This window comes from Subtercola vilae (assembly GCF_004923255.1).
In the GTDB taxonomy this organism is placed as follows: Bacteria; Actinomycetota; Actinomycetes; order Actinomycetales; family Microbacteriaceae; genus Subtercola; species Subtercola vilae.
Genome location: NZ_QYRT01000008.1, coordinates 46,625 through 63,477, shown reverse-complemented (window position 1 = coordinate 63,477; position 16,853 = coordinate 46,625). Strand labels below are relative to the sequence as shown.

14 protein-coding genes, 1 tRNA gene and 1 pseudogene are annotated in these 16,853 nt (G+C 63.7%); 7 read left to right on the top strand and 9 right to left on the bottom strand.

All coding sequences use genetic code 11. The features are described from left to right. Positions 1 to 16: 16 nt before the first annotated feature. Positions 17 to 90: transfer RNA gene (locus tag D4765_RS06105), tRNA-Gly, on the bottom strand. A 135-nt stretch (positions 91 to 225) separates the two neighbouring features. Here D4765_RS06105 and D4765_RS06100 point away from each other — a divergent pair. Then, positions 226 to 1,251 (top strand): PDDEXK nuclease domain-containing protein, encoded by a 1,026-nt coding sequence (locus D4765_RS06100; RefSeq protein ID WP_136641403.1) that lies wholly within the window; start codon positions 226 to 228, stop codon positions 1,249 to 1,251. 17 nt (positions 1,252 to 1,268) lie between these two features. On the opposite strand, the gene D4765_RS06095 is transcribed toward D4765_RS06100, so the two are convergent. The 5 genes from D4765_RS06095 to D4765_RS06075 are packed head-to-tail and all read right to left on the bottom strand — an operon-like array spanning position 1,269 to position 10,134. Further along, on the bottom strand, positions 1,269 to 2,282 hold the full coding sequence (locus tag D4765_RS06095; protein ID WP_136641402.1) for a LacI family DNA-binding transcriptional regulator: 1,014 nt from the start codon (positions 2,280 to 2,282) through the stop codon (positions 1,269 to 1,271). A 59-nt stretch (positions 2,283 to 2,341) separates the two neighbouring features. Further along, positions 2,342 to 6,928: an alpha-galactosidase gene (locus D4765_RS19425; protein WP_201799242.1), complete on the bottom strand. Its 4,587-nt coding sequence runs from the start codon at positions 6,926 to 6,928 to the stop codon at positions 2,342 to 2,344. Between the two features lie 47 nt (positions 6,929 to 6,975). Then, entirely contained in the window at positions 6,976 to 7,812 is an 837-nt protein-coding gene (locus tag D4765_RS06085; RefSeq protein WP_136641401.1) for a carbohydrate ABC transporter permease, read from the bottom strand. Continuing rightward, positions 7,809 to 8,771 (bottom strand): carbohydrate ABC transporter permease, encoded by a 963-nt coding sequence (locus D4765_RS06080; RefSeq protein ID WP_136641400.1) that lies wholly within the window; start codon positions 8,769 to 8,771, stop codon positions 7,809 to 7,811. The genes D4765_RS06085 and D4765_RS06080 overlap by 4 nt, the downstream gene beginning before the upstream one ends. Before the next feature lie 46 nt (positions 8,772 to 8,817). Next, entirely contained in the window at positions 8,818 to 10,134 is a 1,317-nt protein-coding gene (locus D4765_RS06075) for an ABC transporter substrate-binding protein (protein ID WP_136641399.1), read from the bottom strand. Between the two features lie 401 nt (positions 10,135 to 10,535). Here D4765_RS06075 and D4765_RS06070 point away from each other — a divergent pair, with 401 nt between their 5' ends. From D4765_RS06070 to D4765_RS06055, 4 genes and pseudogenes are all read left to right on the top strand, one after another. Continuing rightward, positions 10,536 to 10,892, top strand: coding sequence for a PRC-barrel domain-containing protein (locus D4765_RS06070; protein ID WP_136641398.1), 357 nt, complete (start codon positions 10,536 to 10,538; stop codon positions 10,890 to 10,892). Continuing rightward, entirely contained in the window at positions 10,804 to 11,769 is a 966-nt protein-coding gene (locus D4765_RS06065) for an IclR family transcriptional regulator domain-containing protein (RefSeq protein ID WP_136641397.1), read from the top strand. The genes D4765_RS06070 and D4765_RS06065 overlap by 89 nt, the downstream gene beginning before the upstream one ends. Positions 11,770 to 11,905: 136 nt before the next feature. After that, complete coding sequence (locus tag D4765_RS06060) at positions 11,906 to 12,271, top strand: hypothetical protein (RefSeq protein ID WP_136641396.1); 366 nt, start codon at positions 11,906 to 11,908, stop codon at positions 12,269 to 12,271. 201 nt (positions 12,272 to 12,472) lie between these two features. After that, positions 12,473 to 13,606: pseudogene (locus D4765_RS06055) on the top strand (IS256 family transposase); the annotation flags it as partial. Positions 13,607 to 13,920: 314 nt separating this feature from the next. Here the strand turns inward: D4765_RS06055 and D4765_RS06050 are convergent. Next, positions 13,921 to 14,481: a suppressor of fused domain protein gene (locus D4765_RS06050; protein WP_136641395.1), complete on the bottom strand. Its 561-nt coding sequence runs from the start codon at positions 14,479 to 14,481 to the stop codon at positions 13,921 to 13,923. Further along, complete coding sequence (locus tag D4765_RS20110) at positions 14,478 to 14,804, bottom strand: GH-E family nuclease (RefSeq protein WP_420824527.1); 327 nt, start codon at positions 14,802 to 14,804, stop codon at positions 14,478 to 14,480. Before D4765_RS20110 ends, D4765_RS06050 begins: the two co-directional genes overlap by 4 nt. Before the next feature lie 100 nt (positions 14,805 to 14,904). Between D4765_RS20110 and D4765_RS06040 the strand changes: the two genes are divergently transcribed. After that, entirely contained in the window at positions 14,905 to 15,303 is a 399-nt protein-coding gene (locus tag D4765_RS06040; RefSeq protein ID WP_136641394.1) for an IclR family transcriptional regulator domain-containing protein, read from the top strand. A 100-nt stretch (positions 15,304 to 15,403) separates the two neighbouring features. On the opposite strand, the gene D4765_RS06035 is transcribed toward D4765_RS06040, so the two are convergent. Beyond that, the gene (locus D4765_RS06035) at positions 15,404 to 15,928 is read right to left on the bottom strand and encodes a hypothetical protein (RefSeq protein WP_136641393.1); all 525 of its coding nucleotides are present in this window, start codon (positions 15,926 to 15,928) and stop codon (positions 15,404 to 15,406) included. 60 nt (positions 15,929 to 15,988) lie between these two features. Between D4765_RS06035 and D4765_RS06030 the strand changes: the two genes are divergently transcribed. After that, entirely contained in the window at positions 15,989 to 16,318 is a 330-nt protein-coding gene (locus D4765_RS06030) for a hypothetical protein (RefSeq protein ID WP_136641392.1), read from the top strand. The last annotated feature ends 535 nt before the right edge of the window (positions 16,319 to 16,853 follow it).

The window sequence follows — 16,853 nt, the reverse complement described above, 5'->3', positions numbered from 1 at the left end:
CCCCGCGATGACCAGATGGAGCGAGTGACGGGAATCGAACCCGCGCTATCAGCTTGGGAAGCTGAAGTTCTGCCACTGAACTACACTCGCGTGGCCTGATCTGCACTTCAGGCTCTTCGATGTTAGCAACCAATTCGAGTCGACGCTCGACAGCAGGGGTGCACCAGTATGAGCATTACTCGCTTATGCTCGGTTTACCAACCCCGAACCTGAAGGCGATGTCGAATGGAACACCCCGTCCCTGAATTGCCGGAAGGCTACACAGAGTTGCTACAGACGCTCAAATCACAGATACGGGGCGCCCAGCTCACGGCTCAGCGGGTTGTGAACACCCAGCTCATCGAGCTGTACTGGTCGATTGGAAACATCATCCTGGTTCAGCAGGAGCGTGACGGCTGGGGCGCCGGAGTAGTGGCGCGGCTGGCCGCAGATCTGCGAAAAGAGTTTCCTCACATGACAGGAATCTCACGGAGCAATTTGAACTACATGAGGGCCCTGGCGGCGGCGTGGCCCGACCAGAAATCGATTTTCCAGCAGGCTGCTGGAAAATTGCCGTGGGGCCACATAATGCTCCTTCTTGACAAACTCGACGAGGGAACAGCGCGCGACTGGTACGCCGCCGAAGCAGTGAACCGCGGGTGGTCGCGAAACATGCTGCTGAACCAGATCAAGAACAAGACGCTCGAACGCTCGGGTGCCTCCCCCAACAACTTCGAGAGCAAGCTCGAATACGCCGACTCCGAACTCGCACAGCAGATCGCGAAAGACCCATACGTGTTCGACTTTCTCGATCTCGGCGCCGAAGCCGCCGAACGAGATCTTGAACGGGCGCTGACCGACCGCATCGTCGCGACCCTCCACGAGCTCGGCCAAGGCTTCGCGTTCGTGGGGCGTCAGGTACACTTCGACGTCGGAGGCGACGACTTCTTCCTCGATCTGCTGTTCTTTCACGTGGAGCAGATGCGTTACGTGGTCGTCGAGTTGAAGACGGGCAAGTTCGAGCCGGGTTTCGCCGGGCAACTCGGTTTCTACACCGCCCTCGTCGACGACCGGCTCCGTCGGCCAGCACACGCACCGACCGTCGGCATCCTCATCTGCGGGAGCCGAAACGATCACACCGTTCGCTACTCGCTCGGGAGCGCCGAGTCACCGATGGCGGTGTCGACCTACACGTACGATCTGCTTCCACCCGACGAGAAATCGGCACTCCCTGACGCGGCGACGTTCGCCGCCGCACTCGGCGAGGGCTGAGAGAGTCGAGCGCCGAGTCAGCGCCGCGGCGGCGGCGCCGCGCTCGCCCTGATGACGAGCGGAGGCCTCTCAGACGAGCGGGCCGGGCTCTCTTCGCCCTCGATCTGCAGAGCGAGCAGCGAGAACGCACGCTTGCCGAGGCTGCCGAAGTCCTGCATGGCCGTGGTGATGCCGGGCCGCCAGATTCGGGAAAGTGGATGATCGTCGAAGCCCACGACGCTCACATCGTCTGGCACCCGTCGACCGCTGTCGACGACACCCGCGATGACCCCCATTGCCACCTCGTCGTTGCCGCAGAACACCGCCGTGATGTCGGGGCGGGCGGCAAGGCCCAGGCCGATGCGCACACCGGAGTCGGCCGCCCACGAAGCCGAGATGATGGGGGGCGTCTCGGCGCCCGCTTCGGCGAGTGCCTTGCGCCAGCCGATCGTTCGGCCGTCTTCTTTTCGCGACGGCGGGATAGAGACGTGGTGCACGGTGGCGTGCCCAAGACCGAGCAGGTACCGGGTCATCTCGGCGCCCGCCGCCTCTTCATCGAGCACCGCCTGCGAAAGGCTGTCGTCGAGTTCGCCCGACACGGCGACGAGCGGGATGTCCCGCGGAAGCGACTTCAGAATCTGCACGCCGGCCGGGTCGAACTTCAGAACGATGATTCCGGCGAGCGGCTGGCCGAGCGCGAGACTGACCGCCCGATCGACTTCGGCGGCGTCGGAGAACTCGATCACAGAGATCACGACGAAGAAGCCGGCTTCGCGCGCGGCCACCTCGATGCCCTCGATGGTGGCCGAGTACCCGTAGATGGTCGTGTCGGAGGTCATCACGGCGATGATGGTCTGTTTTCCGCTCACGAGGGCACGGGCTGCGCTGTTGGGTCGGTAGCCCAGTTCGACGATTGCGCGCTGCACTCGTTCGCGCCGCTCGGCACTCACTTTTGCCGCGCCGGTCAGCACCCGTGAGACGGTGGGCACCGACACCCCTGCCACGCGCGCAACATCAGCGATGCTTGCGGGTTTGGCAAAGGTTCTCGACATGGTGGGGCCACTATACAAGTCGCCCTGTGCCGGAGTGAGGTCATCGGCGATCGCCTCGCTCACCGGCGTGCTCCCGTCGAGGCGAGCCTGTCGAGGTGAAGCGAATACACGGTCGGGCCAGGGCCATCCAGTGCGCCCAGCTTCAGGATGCCCTGACCTGCCGACAGCCGGATCGGTACGGTCAGCTCCGCCCGGTTCTCCCAGTCGTACGTGTGCCCGAACCACACCCTGACCGGCGGTTCGTCGTCGAGCCCGATGTCGAGAGACCTGTTGATGACGTCGGCGTTGTACAGGTGGCCGGTCGATTTGTCGGCGTTGCTGAAGACGATGGTGAGGCAGTACTCTCCCTCCAGACCCGCGGGGACGTCGACCTGTACCGTTCCGCCGGGTGAGGAGAGCGGCTCGAACGAAGGTGCGGCGAGGGTGATGGTCTGGGCATCCGGAACCGGGGTGATCGTCAGACCGAGCACGGTGGCGGGGCCGGCGGGATGCCGAACTGTCACCCGAGAAACTCCGAGCGGCAGGAACACGTCGCGGCCGCCAGCAGGCCTGCCCTCGATCTCGAACACGGCATCGACTGCGGCGGTGAGCCGGTAACGCCCGCGGGCGGCGACGGCCACGAAGAAGAGCAGGGCCGCATCAACATCATTGCCGACACCGACACCGATACCGGCACCAGCGGCCGGATCGGGAGTCGTGGCGTCGAGCACGTCGATGAACCGCTTTGCCGTCACGGCCGTGAGCCTGATGCGGTCGAGCGAAACATCGCTGGCCTCGAGGTGAACCCCGGCGAGGGCCGTCGAGAGAGTCACGGTGTGGCTGCCCCGGCTGAGCGTCACGCGGTGATCGACCCTGGCCGTGTAGGTTCTCGACAGGGTGGCGGGCAGCTGGATGAGCAGCGACTCAGCGTCGTCGATCGACAGTGCGAGCTGCGCGGCGATCGAGTCGGTGCCGTAGAAGAGTGCAAGTTCGTAGTCGCCTGCGGCGGCGACATCGATTGTGAATCGGGCCGAGCTCGTGGCTGCGGGCATCGAGCTGATGCCTGCGCGGCCCCAGCCGGTGTAGCCCTGCGGATCGTCGCCGTGGCGAGAGACCACACAGTCGACGAGCTCGGCGCCAGTGCTGTCGACGTCGACACTGTCGGCGGGAGAGCTGTCAGCATGGGGGCTGTCAGCATCGCCCACCCCGCGGCCCGACACGGTGTCGCGCTGAGCCAGCACCCGCACCCGGTACGCCGCGAGCGAGTCGGTGTTCGGGATGACCACTCGGAGCCGGTCATCAGAGACGTCTTCGATCGACTCAACGATCAGGTCGCCGCCCAGTGAGTCGCCCTGGTAGCCCGACCAGCCCAGGCGCTCGACCCGCAGCCGAACAGTCGCTGGCAGGCCCGCCGCCGCAAAACCGGTGAGTGTGACGGCGATGTCGCAGTCGGTGCCGCCGAGCAGCACGGTGACCACGCCCGCACTCACACCGGCACCAGCGCCCGCACCCACACCCGTATCGAGCGCCGCCAGCGCCCGCAGCGAATCGCGCACCGCCGGCTGCGGCACCTCGACCCGAAGCGTGTGCCCGGCCAGCTGCGCATACCAGCGCAGCAGCCACCAGCCCGAGTTGGCCTGGTTGGTTCCGACCGCGTGATCGTCGAGGTTGCCGGCCATGCTCCAGTACGCGAGATCGGCATCGACCTTCGTCGACTCGAACAGGTCGATCCACTGAATGAGCTGCCCGGGAACCGACATGTCGCGCCGGTTGCCGTACTCGTCGATGTTGATGGGCAGCGGGCCGAAACCGAGCTCCCGTTCGAGCGCACGGTAGTGCTCGTAGTGCGGCCGATAGACCTCGAGCGACGAGGGCTGCAGTTCGTGCCAGCTCATCACGTCGGGAAGCACATCGTTGGCGACACAGAATTCGAAGAAGTCGCGAACGCGTTCAGGAAAGTAGTGCGACTCGTTCGGCCCGGCAATGCGGGCATGGGCATCCAGCGCCCGAATCTCGTGCACGATGACCTGCCAGGCAGCGAGAAACGCCTCGCGTGCGCCGCCCTGCCAGTCGGTGTACCAGATCCAGTCGCCCTCATTGAAGGGCACCCAGACGAAGCGATCCGAGTCGGGGCGAGCAGCGACGATTCGCACCTGCGCACGAACGACCTCCCGAAAGTGCTCGAGGCCGAGGTCTTCGTACGGCCACTGCTCGAAGGCATCCTGCATGTAGACGACCATCTCCCGACCACCGGCGGCGAAGAACCCGTCGGCCAGGGCGACGGCGTCACCATTGGGGTGCTGTTTGCCTCCCGGCGCCTTCTGCGCCATGGTTCGGGGCCGCACGCCAGCGATCAGCGCGGCGCTCGGAACCCCGACATCAGCGAGGCCGTAGAGCATGCCCGTTGCACCGCCGTGCACCTCACCCGTGTCGCTCGCGAGATCGACGACGACGTTCTCGGTGCGCGGTTCGCGCGAGACGCGCAGAGTTCTGGCGCTCACCCCCTCGACATCGGCGAACAGGGTGAGGATGCCGGTGTGCGCGTTCCACTCGTGCTCCCACGGCTGCAGGCGGCGGGGAAAGACGGTCGACACCACCAGCGGGCCGCCGGCGAAGGCGGGCAGCGGTATCTCGATGCGCGCGTCGGCGCCCAACCGCTTCCACACCGTCAGCAGGCGCGAGTCGGTGTCGCCGAGCGCGAAGGCAACCCAGGGCGAATCCCACTGCTCGAGGCCCAGCGGCCACGTGGCGTGCGACACGGCGATCTCGTGCCGAACACGCTTGTGAGCGGCCACCGCTTCGGCCACCAGGGTCTGCTGCGGAATGCTCATGGTGTCGAGGTGTCCAGAGAGGTAGAACCGCCCCAGAATACCGGTGCACAAGGTGAACGCGATCTCTTCGTCGCTCATCGCGGGCTGCGGGTAGGCCCAGTTCGCCGCCTGTTCGGGCAGCATGCTGAGGGGCGCGGCCGCCGCGATGGGCGGGTAGGCGTGCGGATGCTGCTGGTCACTGGTCGACTGCAGCTGCAGCCGCGACAGCATGGCAAAGTCCATGCGCATCGCGCCCGAAGCGCAGTTCTCTATCGTGAGGGCGGGGTGCCGGTCGAGCACCGCGTCGAGCCACGCGAGGTGCGCCCGATTGTGCTGCAGAAGCCCCTCGCCGGCGCTGCTCGCCGACAGATCGGTGCCGGCCCCGGGGTTGATGTTGTAGTCGAGTTTGAAATAGCCGATGCCGAACTCGGCGACCAGCCGGTCGACGACCTCGTCGACGTGAGCGATCGCTGCCGGGTGGCGAAAATCGAGGTGGTATCGACCGTGCTCGACGACGCGCTGGCCGTGGCGGGAGAAGAACGCCTCCTCGGGAAGACCCGCGAGGGCAGCGCTGTGCACGCCCACAACCTCGGGTTCGAGCCAGATGCCCGGCACCATGTCTTTCGAGCGGATGTGCTCGACGACCTCGGCGAGCCCCCGGGGAAACCGCACTGTCGAGGGCTTCCACTCCCCCACGCTGTACCACCAGTCGCCCGAGTCGTCGTACCAGCCGGCGTCGATGCAGAAGACTTCGGCTCCGGCTTCTGCGGCCGCGTCGATCAGGGGCAGCAGCCGGGCGGTGGTCGGGTCGCCCATCAGCGTGTTCATATAGTCGTTGAAGACGACAGGCAGTGCCCGGGCATCCGGATGCCCACGCCTGGCCGCACGTCGATAGTCGGTCAGTGCCGCGAAGGCCGATTCGAGGTCGGTGCCTGCTGCGAGTGTCACGGGCACGGTGGTGAAGCTGTCGCCGGGCTCGAGTACGGCAAGCCACTGGTGGTCGTCGTCGGTGGGCCCGCTGAGGGCCAGGTAGCTGCCTTCGTGGTTCTCGCCGAGCTCGTAACGCCAACCGCCATTGTGCTCGATCTGCCAGGCCAAGGCGCCTCCACCGGCCGCGTCAAGAGCACCGGCGCCGACGCCAGCGCCAGCGCCGTCAACATTCGTTCTGTTTCGGGAGGCCAGAGCGCCCGTCGGCACGACCTGGCCAGACGACCACGATCCGCTCGACGCGAATGACAGGCAGCCCCGCGCATCGCTGTTCTCGTGCGACGCCAGTTCGAGTTCGACGAGGCCCGCCTGCTCGAGGCTCTCGGTCTGCCAGCGCGACTCGCCGATCCAGTCGCTCTTCGCCCACGAGAAGTCGAGGTCACGGGGCGCCGTCGCGAGATCGGTGCCGAGGCCCACCCGCAGGGCGAGCGACGTCACCGAACGCAGCACCCGCGCCTGGCCGCCGCCATTGGTCACCGTGACGACGACGCGAGCCGCCGCGGCGTGCAGCGGCACCTCGATGCTCGCCACCACAGACAGACCGGCCTCGAGCGGGTCGCCATCGCCCGTCCAACCCACGGCAGCACGCTGTTCGGCGAGTTCGACGCTCAGGATGCTCCACCCCGGTCGTTCGCTCACACTGTGGCCCACGTACCGCAGCCGCGAGCCCACCGCCGTACCCACGAGCCTCGGAGTCGAGGGCACGTGCCCGGCGTCGACGGTCAGTATCTCGACCAGCGGCTGGCCGCCGGCTACGTCGGCCGTCGCGCCGCGGAGGCCCCAGCGGGCGATGCGCAGAGGGGTATCGCCTGAGTGAACAAGAACGATCTCCAGCCGGTCGTTTCCGGTTTCGATTCGTACGTCGGGCATGAAGATCTCCAAAAGAAAGGGAAGGCGCGGATCAGGTGGGGGCGGTGTTACTTCACTGCGCCCGCCGTGATTCCCGAGACGATTCGTCGCTGGCCGATGATGAACACGACCAGCATCGGCAGACTCATCAGCACCACGTACGCGAAGATCAGGTTCCAGTTCTTGACGTACGTCGACGCGGAGGCCACAGAGAAGAGGTTCAGGGGCAGCGTCGAGGTGCCACTGCCGCCGAGCACGAAGAACGCGTAGAAGACTTCGTTCCACACCGAGAGCGTCACCAGAATGGTGGCCGTGGCGATCACCGGGCCGAGCAGCGGCAAGATGATGCGCACGTACACCTGCAACGGTTTGGCACCGTCGATGCGGGCCGCTTCTTCGAGTTCGACAGGGATGCTCCGAACGAACCCGGTCACGAAGAAGATCACCGTGGCCATGAACATGCCCATGTAGACACCGATCATGCCCACCGCGGTGCCGTTCAGGCCGATGTTCTTCAGCGTCAGCACGATCGTGATCACAGCGGGCGGCAGAACGATGCCGCTGATGCCGATCGAGTAGAGCACCGCGTTGAGCCGTGACGTGCGGCGCGCCAGCACCCACGAGGCGGCCGAGCCGAGAACCAGCACGCCGATGACGGCCGGGATAGTGACGAGCAGGCTGCCGAGAAGGCCCCCCACCACGTCACCGTCGGTGATGGCCTGTGTGTAGTTCTGCACGAGCTGAAACGTGTGCGGCAGGGTCAGGTCGGGCGATTGGGCTTCGCCGTCTGACTTCGCCGAGGTGATGAGCACCAGCCAGAGAGGGATGCCGATGACGATCAGCGTGATGATGACGACAGCGAGGGCGTGAACGCCCTTGAGCGTGGAACGGTGTGCGCGCGTCACAGTACGTCCTCCCTCTTTCTGAGATACCGGATGACCGGGAATGCGATGATCACGACGATCAGGAACAAGATGAGGCTCATCGTCGTGGCCTGGGCGTAGAGCCCCTGCCCGAAGGTTCGGTAGATGAAGATGTTGACGACCTCGGTGGTCTGGGCCGGCCCGCCGGCCGTGGCCGCCTGCACCACGTCGAACCCGTTCAGCGACCCCAGTAGGGCTGTCGCCACGTTGAACGTGAGGGCCGGGGCGAGCAACGGGAAGCGAACCGAGGTGAGCGTGCGCCACCACGAGGCGCCGTCGATTCGGGCGGCTTCGAGAACGTCTTCTGGCATCGTCTTGAGGCCAGCCAGGTAGATGAGCATGGTCAGCCCCATCCACTTCCACGACTGGATCAGCGCCACCACCACGATCGTCCAGGTGGTGTCACCGAGCCAGGGAATGGTCACGGCGCCGCCGGCGAACAGCCCGAGAATGCCGTTCAGGGCGCCCTCCGGCTTCAGCAGGGCCTGAAAGATGTACCCTACCGCCAACGGTGACAGCAGCACGGGCACGAAGAACAGCACGCGCGCCACTCGGTTCAGTCGAGTGTCGCGCTCGAGAAACAGAGCGAGCGCGAACCCGAACAGGTTCTGAAAGAGCGCCACGAGCACCGCGTAGACGAGCGTCACCCGAACGGCCTTCAGCAGCGACCCGTCAGACAGCAGAGACACGAAGTTGTCGATGCCGGCGAATGAGATACCGGAGTGGAACGCCGACCAGTTGGTGAAGGCGTAGACGAAGTTCAGAATCGTCGGAACGAAGAAGAAGATCGCCAGCACCGCGAACGCTGGAAACAAGAACCACGAAGGATACGAGCGTGCCTCGGCGACCTGGCGCCTGCCTCGCTTGGGCCGCTGGGGTGCCTGGCGGAGGCCCGGTGGCCGGGCTCCCCGCTCGGCGTCGGGGCGCGTGAGTGTGCTCATGGTTTTCGTTTCTCTCAGTGTTCGCGGTGCGGCATCCGGAGCGCGGCTAGAAGCCGGCAGCCCCTTGCGCCTTGGCGAGCTGTGCGAACTGGTTCTGCGTGGTCTCTGCCACCTGCACTGGCGTGACGGTGCCCTGGATCATGTTCGCCAGGTTGATGTAGAGGTCGGGGTTGGCGATCGCCTGCGACTGCATCGAGCCCACCGAATCGGCGAGCGAAGCCGAGATGGTCTTGGCGAGCTGCGGCACACCACTCGGGGTCGGAACCGACGGCTCGATCGACACCGAGTTCGACGCCGCGATGAAGTCGGCGTAGTCGGTCGTCATCCAGAAAGTCAGAAACTGCCGTGCGGCGGCCTCACGCTTGGGGTCGCCCGATTTGAAGGCCACGATGCCGTTCTTGTTGTCGGGAATCGAGGTCGCGGTGACGCCATCGGCTGAGATGGGAAACCAGCCCAGCTTCGCGTCGAGTTCGGCAGAGGTCGCCTTCAGCTGCAGCTGCTCGAGCAGGGCGTTCACCTGCAGAACGATGCCCGTCGATCCGGCGAGCAGGGCGGTGCTCTGGTCGTCGAACGTCGCAGTCTTGATGTCGGGGTTGAACAGACCCTGGTTGATCAGGGTGTTGTAGTTGTCGATCGCGGTCTGAACATCCGGGCTCGTGAACTGCTTCTTGTTGGTGTTGATGTCATCCCAGAGCCCGGCCTTGGCCTTCTCTGCGAGCTGCACCTGAACCCACCACTGAGTCGGCCACTGCGAACCGCCGGCCTCGAAGAACGGCGTCGTGCCGGTGGCCTTGATCTTCGACGCGTCGGCGACGAACTCGCTCCAGTTCTTCGGCGCTGCCGTGATGCCGGCCTTCGCGAACACGTCTTTGTTGTAGTAGACGCCCATCACAGAAGGTGACGTGACGAGGGCGGCGTAGCGGGTGTTGTCGAGGATGCCCGTCACATCTTTCAGCGCGGGGTCGAGCTTGTCGAGCCAGGGTGCGCCGTCGAGGCTGAGCAGGTTCGTCGAGGCCTGCAGCGCGGTGAGCTCGCTCGCGGTCGGCTGCCACGCGGCGAGGTCGGGCTTGTCACCCACGGCGACCTTTGTCAGAAGGCTCTGCTCGTACGGGTCAGGGTAGGTCACGCGCTTGATGGTCACACCGGTCTTGGCTTCGAAGGCCGTGATGACCTGATCGATCGGGCCCTTCACCGTGCCGCCGCCGAAGTTGAGGGTCACACCGGCCAGCGAACCAGTGGGGTCATTCCAGACGGCATCGCTGGTAGCGCTGCCGTTCGCGAGGTTTCCCGATGCGCAGCCGGTGAAGACGAGGGTTGCGCCGAGGGCGAGCCCGGCGGCTTTGACGAGCAAAGATTTTTTCATCGAAATTCATTTCTCTTGAAAGCGTTGTGCACGAAAGTGGCGCGGCGAAGTGCGCCGTCAGAGCTGTACGAGACGGTGGAGAAGGGTGATGCGTGGGCGCGGCGCGTGTGGCCGCGCCCAGTTCACGGTGTTGCGGGAAGAGTGTGCATAACTACCTCACTTCGTTGTGATGTGACCGCTGTGTGGTCAGGCTGAGCTGCTGGGTCAGTGCCGTGGCCTGACTTTTGAAAACGTTATCATGCGAACTGTGAAATCGCTATCATTTTTTCCCGCTGGCGCACCGGGGCGTTCAGATTCAACCGATCGGATGCCCAGCGCCGTGCCTTTCGGCTACACACCGCCGCCACCGGCTAGCGTTAGGGCAACACACCGGGAGCTCCCCGGCGAGAAAGAAGGCTGGCATGTTCGAGGCAGAGAACCTGCGTGACTGGATCGGCCTCTCGGTCGTCGACCAGAACGAAGACAAAGTCGGCTCGCTCGAGAGCATCTATTTCGACACCGCGACAGACCAGCCCTCGTTCGCGTCAGTGCACATCGGCATTCTCAACGGCCAGAAGCTCGTCTTCGTGCCGCTCGCCGGAGCAGTCGTCGCGCCCAAGTTCGTCAAAGTCATGTATGCCAAGAAACTCATCAAAGACGCCCCCTTCATTGCGACCGACGGCGAACTCGATGCGGCCAGCGAACCAGCCGTCTTCGCGCACTACGAGCTGCCCTACGAGACCGGTTCGGGCGGCGAGCGGCGCCTCGGGCGGCGCTGAGCGCCCTCGCCGCGCTACGCCCCCGCACCCACGCCCCGCCCCAGAAGGGCCCATTCGCGAAAGGAACCAGCCAATAGCCGGTCGCGGTGCCTCCGCCAACTTCGTCGAAGCCCTCGCGCGCGGGCTCGACGTCATCGGCGCGTTCGGCGATAGCCACACCAGCATGTCGCTCGCCGAGATCGCCGCAGCCACCAACCTCGCGCGCCCCACTACGCACCGCCTCCTGGCGACCCTGATCGAACTCGGCTTCGTACGGCAGAGCGGTTCGCTCTTCGAGCTGACCCCGCGCATACTCGACCTCGGCTACGCCTTCGTCAGCTCGCAAGGGCTCTGGCAGGTGGCCCGCCCGCACCTCGAAGCACTCGTCGGGCGCACCGGCGAGTCGTCGTCGATGGCCCAGCTGAGCGGAAGCGACATCGTCTACACCGCCCGCGTTGCCGTTCCGAAGATCATCGCCCTGCGGGTGGAGATCGGCACCCGGTTCCCGGCTCAGGTCACCTCGCAGGGCAAAGTTCTGCTCGCTGCGCTGGCTCCGGATGCCCTGCGGCGCACCCTCGCCGAACCCAGTTCATCACGCGTCGTCATCGCTGCCCGCGACCCCGCCGACCTGGCGCGCGAGCTCGACGGGGTTCGCGCCCGCGGCTGGGCTCTCGCCGACGAAGAACTGGCGCCCGGCGTCAGGTCGATCGCCGCCCCCGTCTCTGACAGCACCGGAACCGTACTCGCCGCCGTCAACGTCACCGTGCACGCCGCCGAGACCCCCACCGCCCTGCTCCTCGAGCGCCACCTCCCCGAGCTGCTCGCAACAGCTGCCGCCATCTCCGCAGACTGGGGCCGGCTGGATGCCCGCCCCTACGTCGAGGTGCCCGAGCACTGAGCCTTCATAGCCGAGTATCACTCGTGTTTCTGGCAAGATGGTGAAAACAAAACCCCGGCCGTGTGATCGGCCCTCCAGAGAGGGCTACAGGGACGCATCCGGGGTGTTCTTACTCATCATAAAGGGAGCCCGAAACGTGGTCAACCTCGCGACTTGGTCGTTCTACGCGCGGCACTTCGCAGAAGCGCGCCTCAGGCACTACCTCACCGAATGCGACGGTGACCATGACGCAGCAATGCAACTGTACGAATGGAACACCGCCATTTCTGCCGCGTTCTGGGAGTCACTGAGCTTTCTCGAGGTAGCTCTTCGCAACGCGGTTGACCGGCAGATGACCATCATTCATGCCAAGAAGAAGCGGCCCGGGCATTGGATCTTCGACGATGCGGCAGAACTCGGGCGAGACACGACGGGGGCAAATCGCCACAAACAGCCGTACAGCGACATCGCGACCGCGATGTTCCGGGTGCGCTCGAAGGTTGCATCCCTGGGTGTGGTGTAGTTTCTCGGGCTTGAGTGTCGCTTCGTCGACGTGATGAGCCATCGTGTGATGGTCAGTGAGAACCGATCAAAGCTACTCACAGAAAGACACAAACACACGATGGCTCTGGACAAGTCTGCCCTGCTCGAACTCCTCGCTCACCTCAAACTCACCGACGTGCCCGACCGGATCCGGACGGAGACCGAGACGCTGTATTAGCAGCTCATCGGCGCGGAAGCGACCGCGTTCATCGGGGCCGCCCCGCTCGAACGTACTGACACCCGTACCGCGCAACGAAACGGCACCCGACCGCGGACGTTAACGACGACCGCGGGGGATTCGAGTTTGTCTATCCCGAAGCTGCGCTAGGGGTCGTTCTTCCCCGCACTGCTTGAGCGCCGCCGCCGGGTGGATCAGGCGTTGTACGCGGTCGTGATGGAGGCGTACCTGCACGGCGTATCGACCCGGAAGGTCGACGACCTCGTCAAAGCGCTCGGCGCTGACACCGGCATTTCGAAGTCCGAGGTGTCGCGGATTTGGGCGGGTCTTGATCAGGAGATCGGGCAGTTCCGAAACCGTGGCCTCAACGCGTTGTCATACCCGTACGTGTTCCTCGATGCCACATATTGCAAAGCCCGCGTCAACCATCTGGTCGTGTCGCAGGCTGTCGTTGTCGCGTTCGGTGTCGCAGCTGACGGACGCCGGGAGGTCCTTGGCTTCGACGTCGGCGACAGCGAAAACGAGGCCTTCTGGACCGAGTTCCTGCGCACGTTGAAGGCCCGCGGGCTCGGTGGGGTGCGGCTGGTGATCTCTGACGCGCACTCCGGGTTGAAGAAAGCCATCGGGGTCGTGTTCCAGGGCGCGTCGTGGCAACGCTGCCGAGTGCATTTCATGCGCAACGTGCTCGCTGTCGTGCCACGGGCGTCGAAGAAGATGGTCGCCTCGATCATCCGGACCGCGTTCGCGCAACCCGACAAAGCACACGTCAACGCCCAGTTCGACGAGGTCGCCACGATGCTGGCGAAATCGCACCCGAAAGTCGCCAGCATGCTCCACGACGCCCGATCCGACCTGCTCGCTTTCGCCGACTTCCCGCCACGACACTGGCGACAGATCTGGTCAATCAACCCCATGGAACGCATGAACAAAGAGATCAAACGCCGCACCGACGTCGTCGGCGTGTTCCCGAACCCCGCCGCGTTGCTCCGCCTCGCCGGCGCCGTGCTCGTCGATCAACACGACAAATGGGAAGCCGGCGACCGCCGCTACCTATCCGAAGCCTCCATGGCCCAGCTCAACACCATCGACGACCCCATCGAACAGGAGGTTGCACTCCCCGAACTCATCGCCGCATAATCAAACAACTGAACCCCGCATGGTATCGAGAAACTCCACCACACAGCGGGACGTGACCTGGGCACCTGGCAGCCTGGCTAAGATTTCATCATCTGTCGCCATGGCGCGCTGAGGGGGCGAGACAGCGTCTATGACCAGGAATTTTCCGCGGGGGTCGTAAGCTCGTGCCCCGATTTGGGTGAGCCCGGTCAACGACGAGGTGGGATCGTCGAGGTACCCGATTTGGGAGGACCTGCAATGCTTGTGTAATCGATGCGCACGCCGAGCAGAACGTCGGGACGGGTCGCGGAGAAATGGTGTCCGAGCAAGACGGCCTATATTGCCAGCGGCTCGCGAAATAGGTCGGTTAGAAGAGGATCGAATTTCAAAAGCTGGTCTTCAAACTTGCGCCAACCATGTTTTTGAACAAAGTCTGCCTCATTCCTGGCGATCGGAACTAGCCACGCTATTACCGTCTGAAACGATCCGCCCGAGTAGGTCGCGAAAGCGTCAGGAAAATACACAGGAGATGCGGTGTAAAACGCCTCCATCGGTGAGTTTTTTACTAGCGGGCCAAGCGGGCCCACTACCTCGCCTCGAAGCAACGCGTGCTTGCTTCGAGCGACTGTGCTGACGACGTACTCAAGCACCGACAGTAACGAAACGTCCGCACTCCCAACATTTAGAGTGAGGATCAACTCTTCGTGAATTTCTTTACCAGACACGGATGAGTGCAAAGGCGTGTGGGATAGCCCCAGAGTGGCGAAGCTAGTCTGGCCATTCGACAACTCATATTTGGTAATTTGAACCGGTGCCTCGAGCGTAGGAATGTCAGTTTTCCAACCCCCGACCATCGTTCCGAGGTACTGCTCAAAATGATTCACGAGAGTGATCACTGGCCGCCAAATCTCGAATCATTGTTTCCCGCTGACCGGTTGCATTGCGGACATTCGAGCATAACGCCTTCGTTATAGTCGTCGATCACAGCGCTTCGAACAATGTCAGGCTCGAAGGTTCGGTTAGTCCAAGAGGGATTATGGGACATATCCCAGTCACGCGCGATCCCCGATTTTGGCGCTACATTAACCGTCGTGCCGCAGGATGGGCAAAACTTGCCACCCTGGGGGGCGTCAACCGCTTGGTCCCATGCGCCCTGAACCGTTTGGTCACGCCAACTCGATCGGGAGGCAAGCTGACCTCTCGCGTTCGTGCCGCTGATACTTTCGGGGTGGTCGAGAATCCACTCTTCCGCATGAGTTGCGGCGCCGTCAGAGAAAACTTCGAGCGAACCGGGTTTCGTTGGCCTGCCGAGGTGAAGATTGAACCCGGCTCAGGTCACCTCGCAGGGCAAAGTTCTGCTCGCTGCCCTGGCTCCGGATGCCCTGCGGCGCACCCTCGCCGAACCCAGTTCATCACGCGTCGTCATCGCTGCCCGCGACCCCGCCGACCTGGCGCGCGAGCTCGATGAGGTTCGCGCCCGCGGCTGGGCTCTCGCCGACGAAGAACTGGCGCCCGGCGTCAGGTCGATCGCCGCCCCCGTCTCTGACAGCACCGGAACCGTACCCGCCGCCGTCAACGTCACCGTGCACGCCGCCGAGACCCCCACCGCCCTGCTCCTCGAGCGCCACCTGCCCGAGCTGCTCGCAACAGCTGCCGCCATCTCCGCAGACTGGAGCCGGCTGGATGCCCACCCCTACGTCGAGGTGCTTGAGCGATAGCCGTTCAAACCTGGCTCGTCTGAAGCACGGTTGGTTCGATCGCGACCCGCACCGGAGCGGCAGAAAGCCTCGGGCGATTCACCGTCCGCCGCGCACATAACTACTCGAGCAACTCATTCGTCGTGTCAGGGAATCGGAAGTCCCTGTCTACGTCAACGTCACCGGTCGAGCCGAGATTGAATATCTCGACCCCTCGCTTCGATACATACGATGGCCGGCCGCGCAGAACGAGCAATCCGGTGTCGGTCGCATCGATCCAGTTCTCGACGAACGGATGATCGTCGGTCGCTGTCTCTTGAGCGTCGAGACTGTCCGTCGACTCATATCGCCACCAGCTACCGGCATCCCCGGCGACTTCCAACGCTTCCGGCTGGCTTAAGGTTTCGAAACCTCCGACGCGGTCTCGCCGGCGGATAACTATCAGAGAATTGCCGATGAGCTTGGCTGTTGCTAATTGGACAGATGGCACATATTTAAATTTGCGGTTCCAGTAGGGCCCATCCTCTGTCGGTCCTGAGACAGCATTCAGAACATCTACGAACGTGACGTCATCTGCAGACTCTCGCAGAATGATCTGCTCGATTAGGCCGAGACTGCCCCAGTGCGGTGTGGAAGTTTTATCCATCCGATCCCCCCTTCTGCTGCTCCGCTATCTCTCGTGCAGTTTTTCCCCTGTCACCTCTCCGTGCAGCCGACCCAAGCGAACCGGCAGGTCTACTTCCAGGGCTACCAGGTCTCCCTACCGACAACGTACGCCGACCGCACGTTCTATCGGACGATCACCGACGACGCGTTCTTGCTCACCGACCCCGTCACCGCTGAGATCGTGTTCTCATTCCCGCTGCCGATGGTCGCGCTGAATGTCCGAGGTCGATACGTCGCCTCGTACTCCATCCAGGGCGTCGACGTGACCCACCCGACGAAGCCCTGGACACTCAAGAAAGCGGAATATCAGACCCAATTCGCCCAACGCCAGATTGACCTCCCCGCAGTTCGCGGTCAGGCAGCACGGTAGCTGTGCACGAAGCCATGAGACCCAGCGTCCACGAAGCAATGAGATTCACTGTCCACGAAGTCACGAGATAACACACCAACTACATAGACCCCCAGTACCAAGAACGGCTACCCGCCACCCTACGACTGTTGGTGTCGGAATGAATGCGCGCCGAACAGTGTGACTGGAGGTTGATTTCCGGGATCTTTCCTCTAACCGTCACTTCTTTCGCCGCGTCGCCGATCATCAAGAACTACTAGGAGTAGGCCCACTGGTTTACTGTCGATCTCCATGACGGGGGGCCGATGCTTCCACGAAATAAAGTCGTTTGAATTCATCCATGCTGGGGGGTCCAGGTGAACGTCTAGCTCTGGCTACTTCGCGAGGATTTCTTCCTTTGAGCGAGCACGGATACCACCCCAAAGACCGCCCATGCCGTAATCGTAACCAACAAGGATCAGGTGCTTAGCGTCGGAATTCATTCGCCGAAACTCACGAATCCGAGTCCCCGAACGGTCGATCGGGCCTTGGGTAGCTCAGCGGACCATGACCAGTG

Bases quoted from the DNA above. Each gene is read 5' to 3' on its own strand.
- D4765_RS06100 (WP_136641403.1), top strand. From the start codon at position 226: ATGGAACACCCCGTCCCTGAATTGCCGGAAGGCTACACAGAGTTGCTA.
- D4765_RS06095 (WP_136641402.1), bottom strand. From the start codon at position 2,282: ATGTCGAGAACCTTTGCCAAACCCGCAAGCATCGCTGATGTTGCGCGC.
- D4765_RS19425 (WP_201799242.1), bottom strand. From the start codon at position 6,928: ATGCCCGACGTACGAATCGAAACCGGAAACGACCGGCTGGAGATCGTT.
- D4765_RS06080 (WP_136641400.1), bottom strand. From the start codon at position 8,771: ATGAGCACACTCACGCGCCCCGACGCCGAGCGGGGAGCCCGGCCACCG.
- D4765_RS06075 (WP_136641399.1), bottom strand. From the start codon at position 10,134: ATGAAAAAATCTTTGCTCGTCAAAGCCGCCGGGCTCGCCCTCGGCGCA.
- D4765_RS06070 (WP_136641398.1), top strand. From the start codon at position 10,536: ATGTTCGAGGCAGAGAACCTGCGTGACTGGATCGGCCTCTCGGTCGTC.
- D4765_RS06065 (WP_136641397.1), top strand. From the start codon at position 10,804: ATGCGGCCAGCGAACCAGCCGTCTTCGCGCACTACGAGCTGCCCTACG.
- D4765_RS06035 (WP_136641393.1), bottom strand. From the start codon at position 15,928: ATGGATAAAACTTCCACACCGCACTGGGGCAGTCTCGGCCTAATCGAG.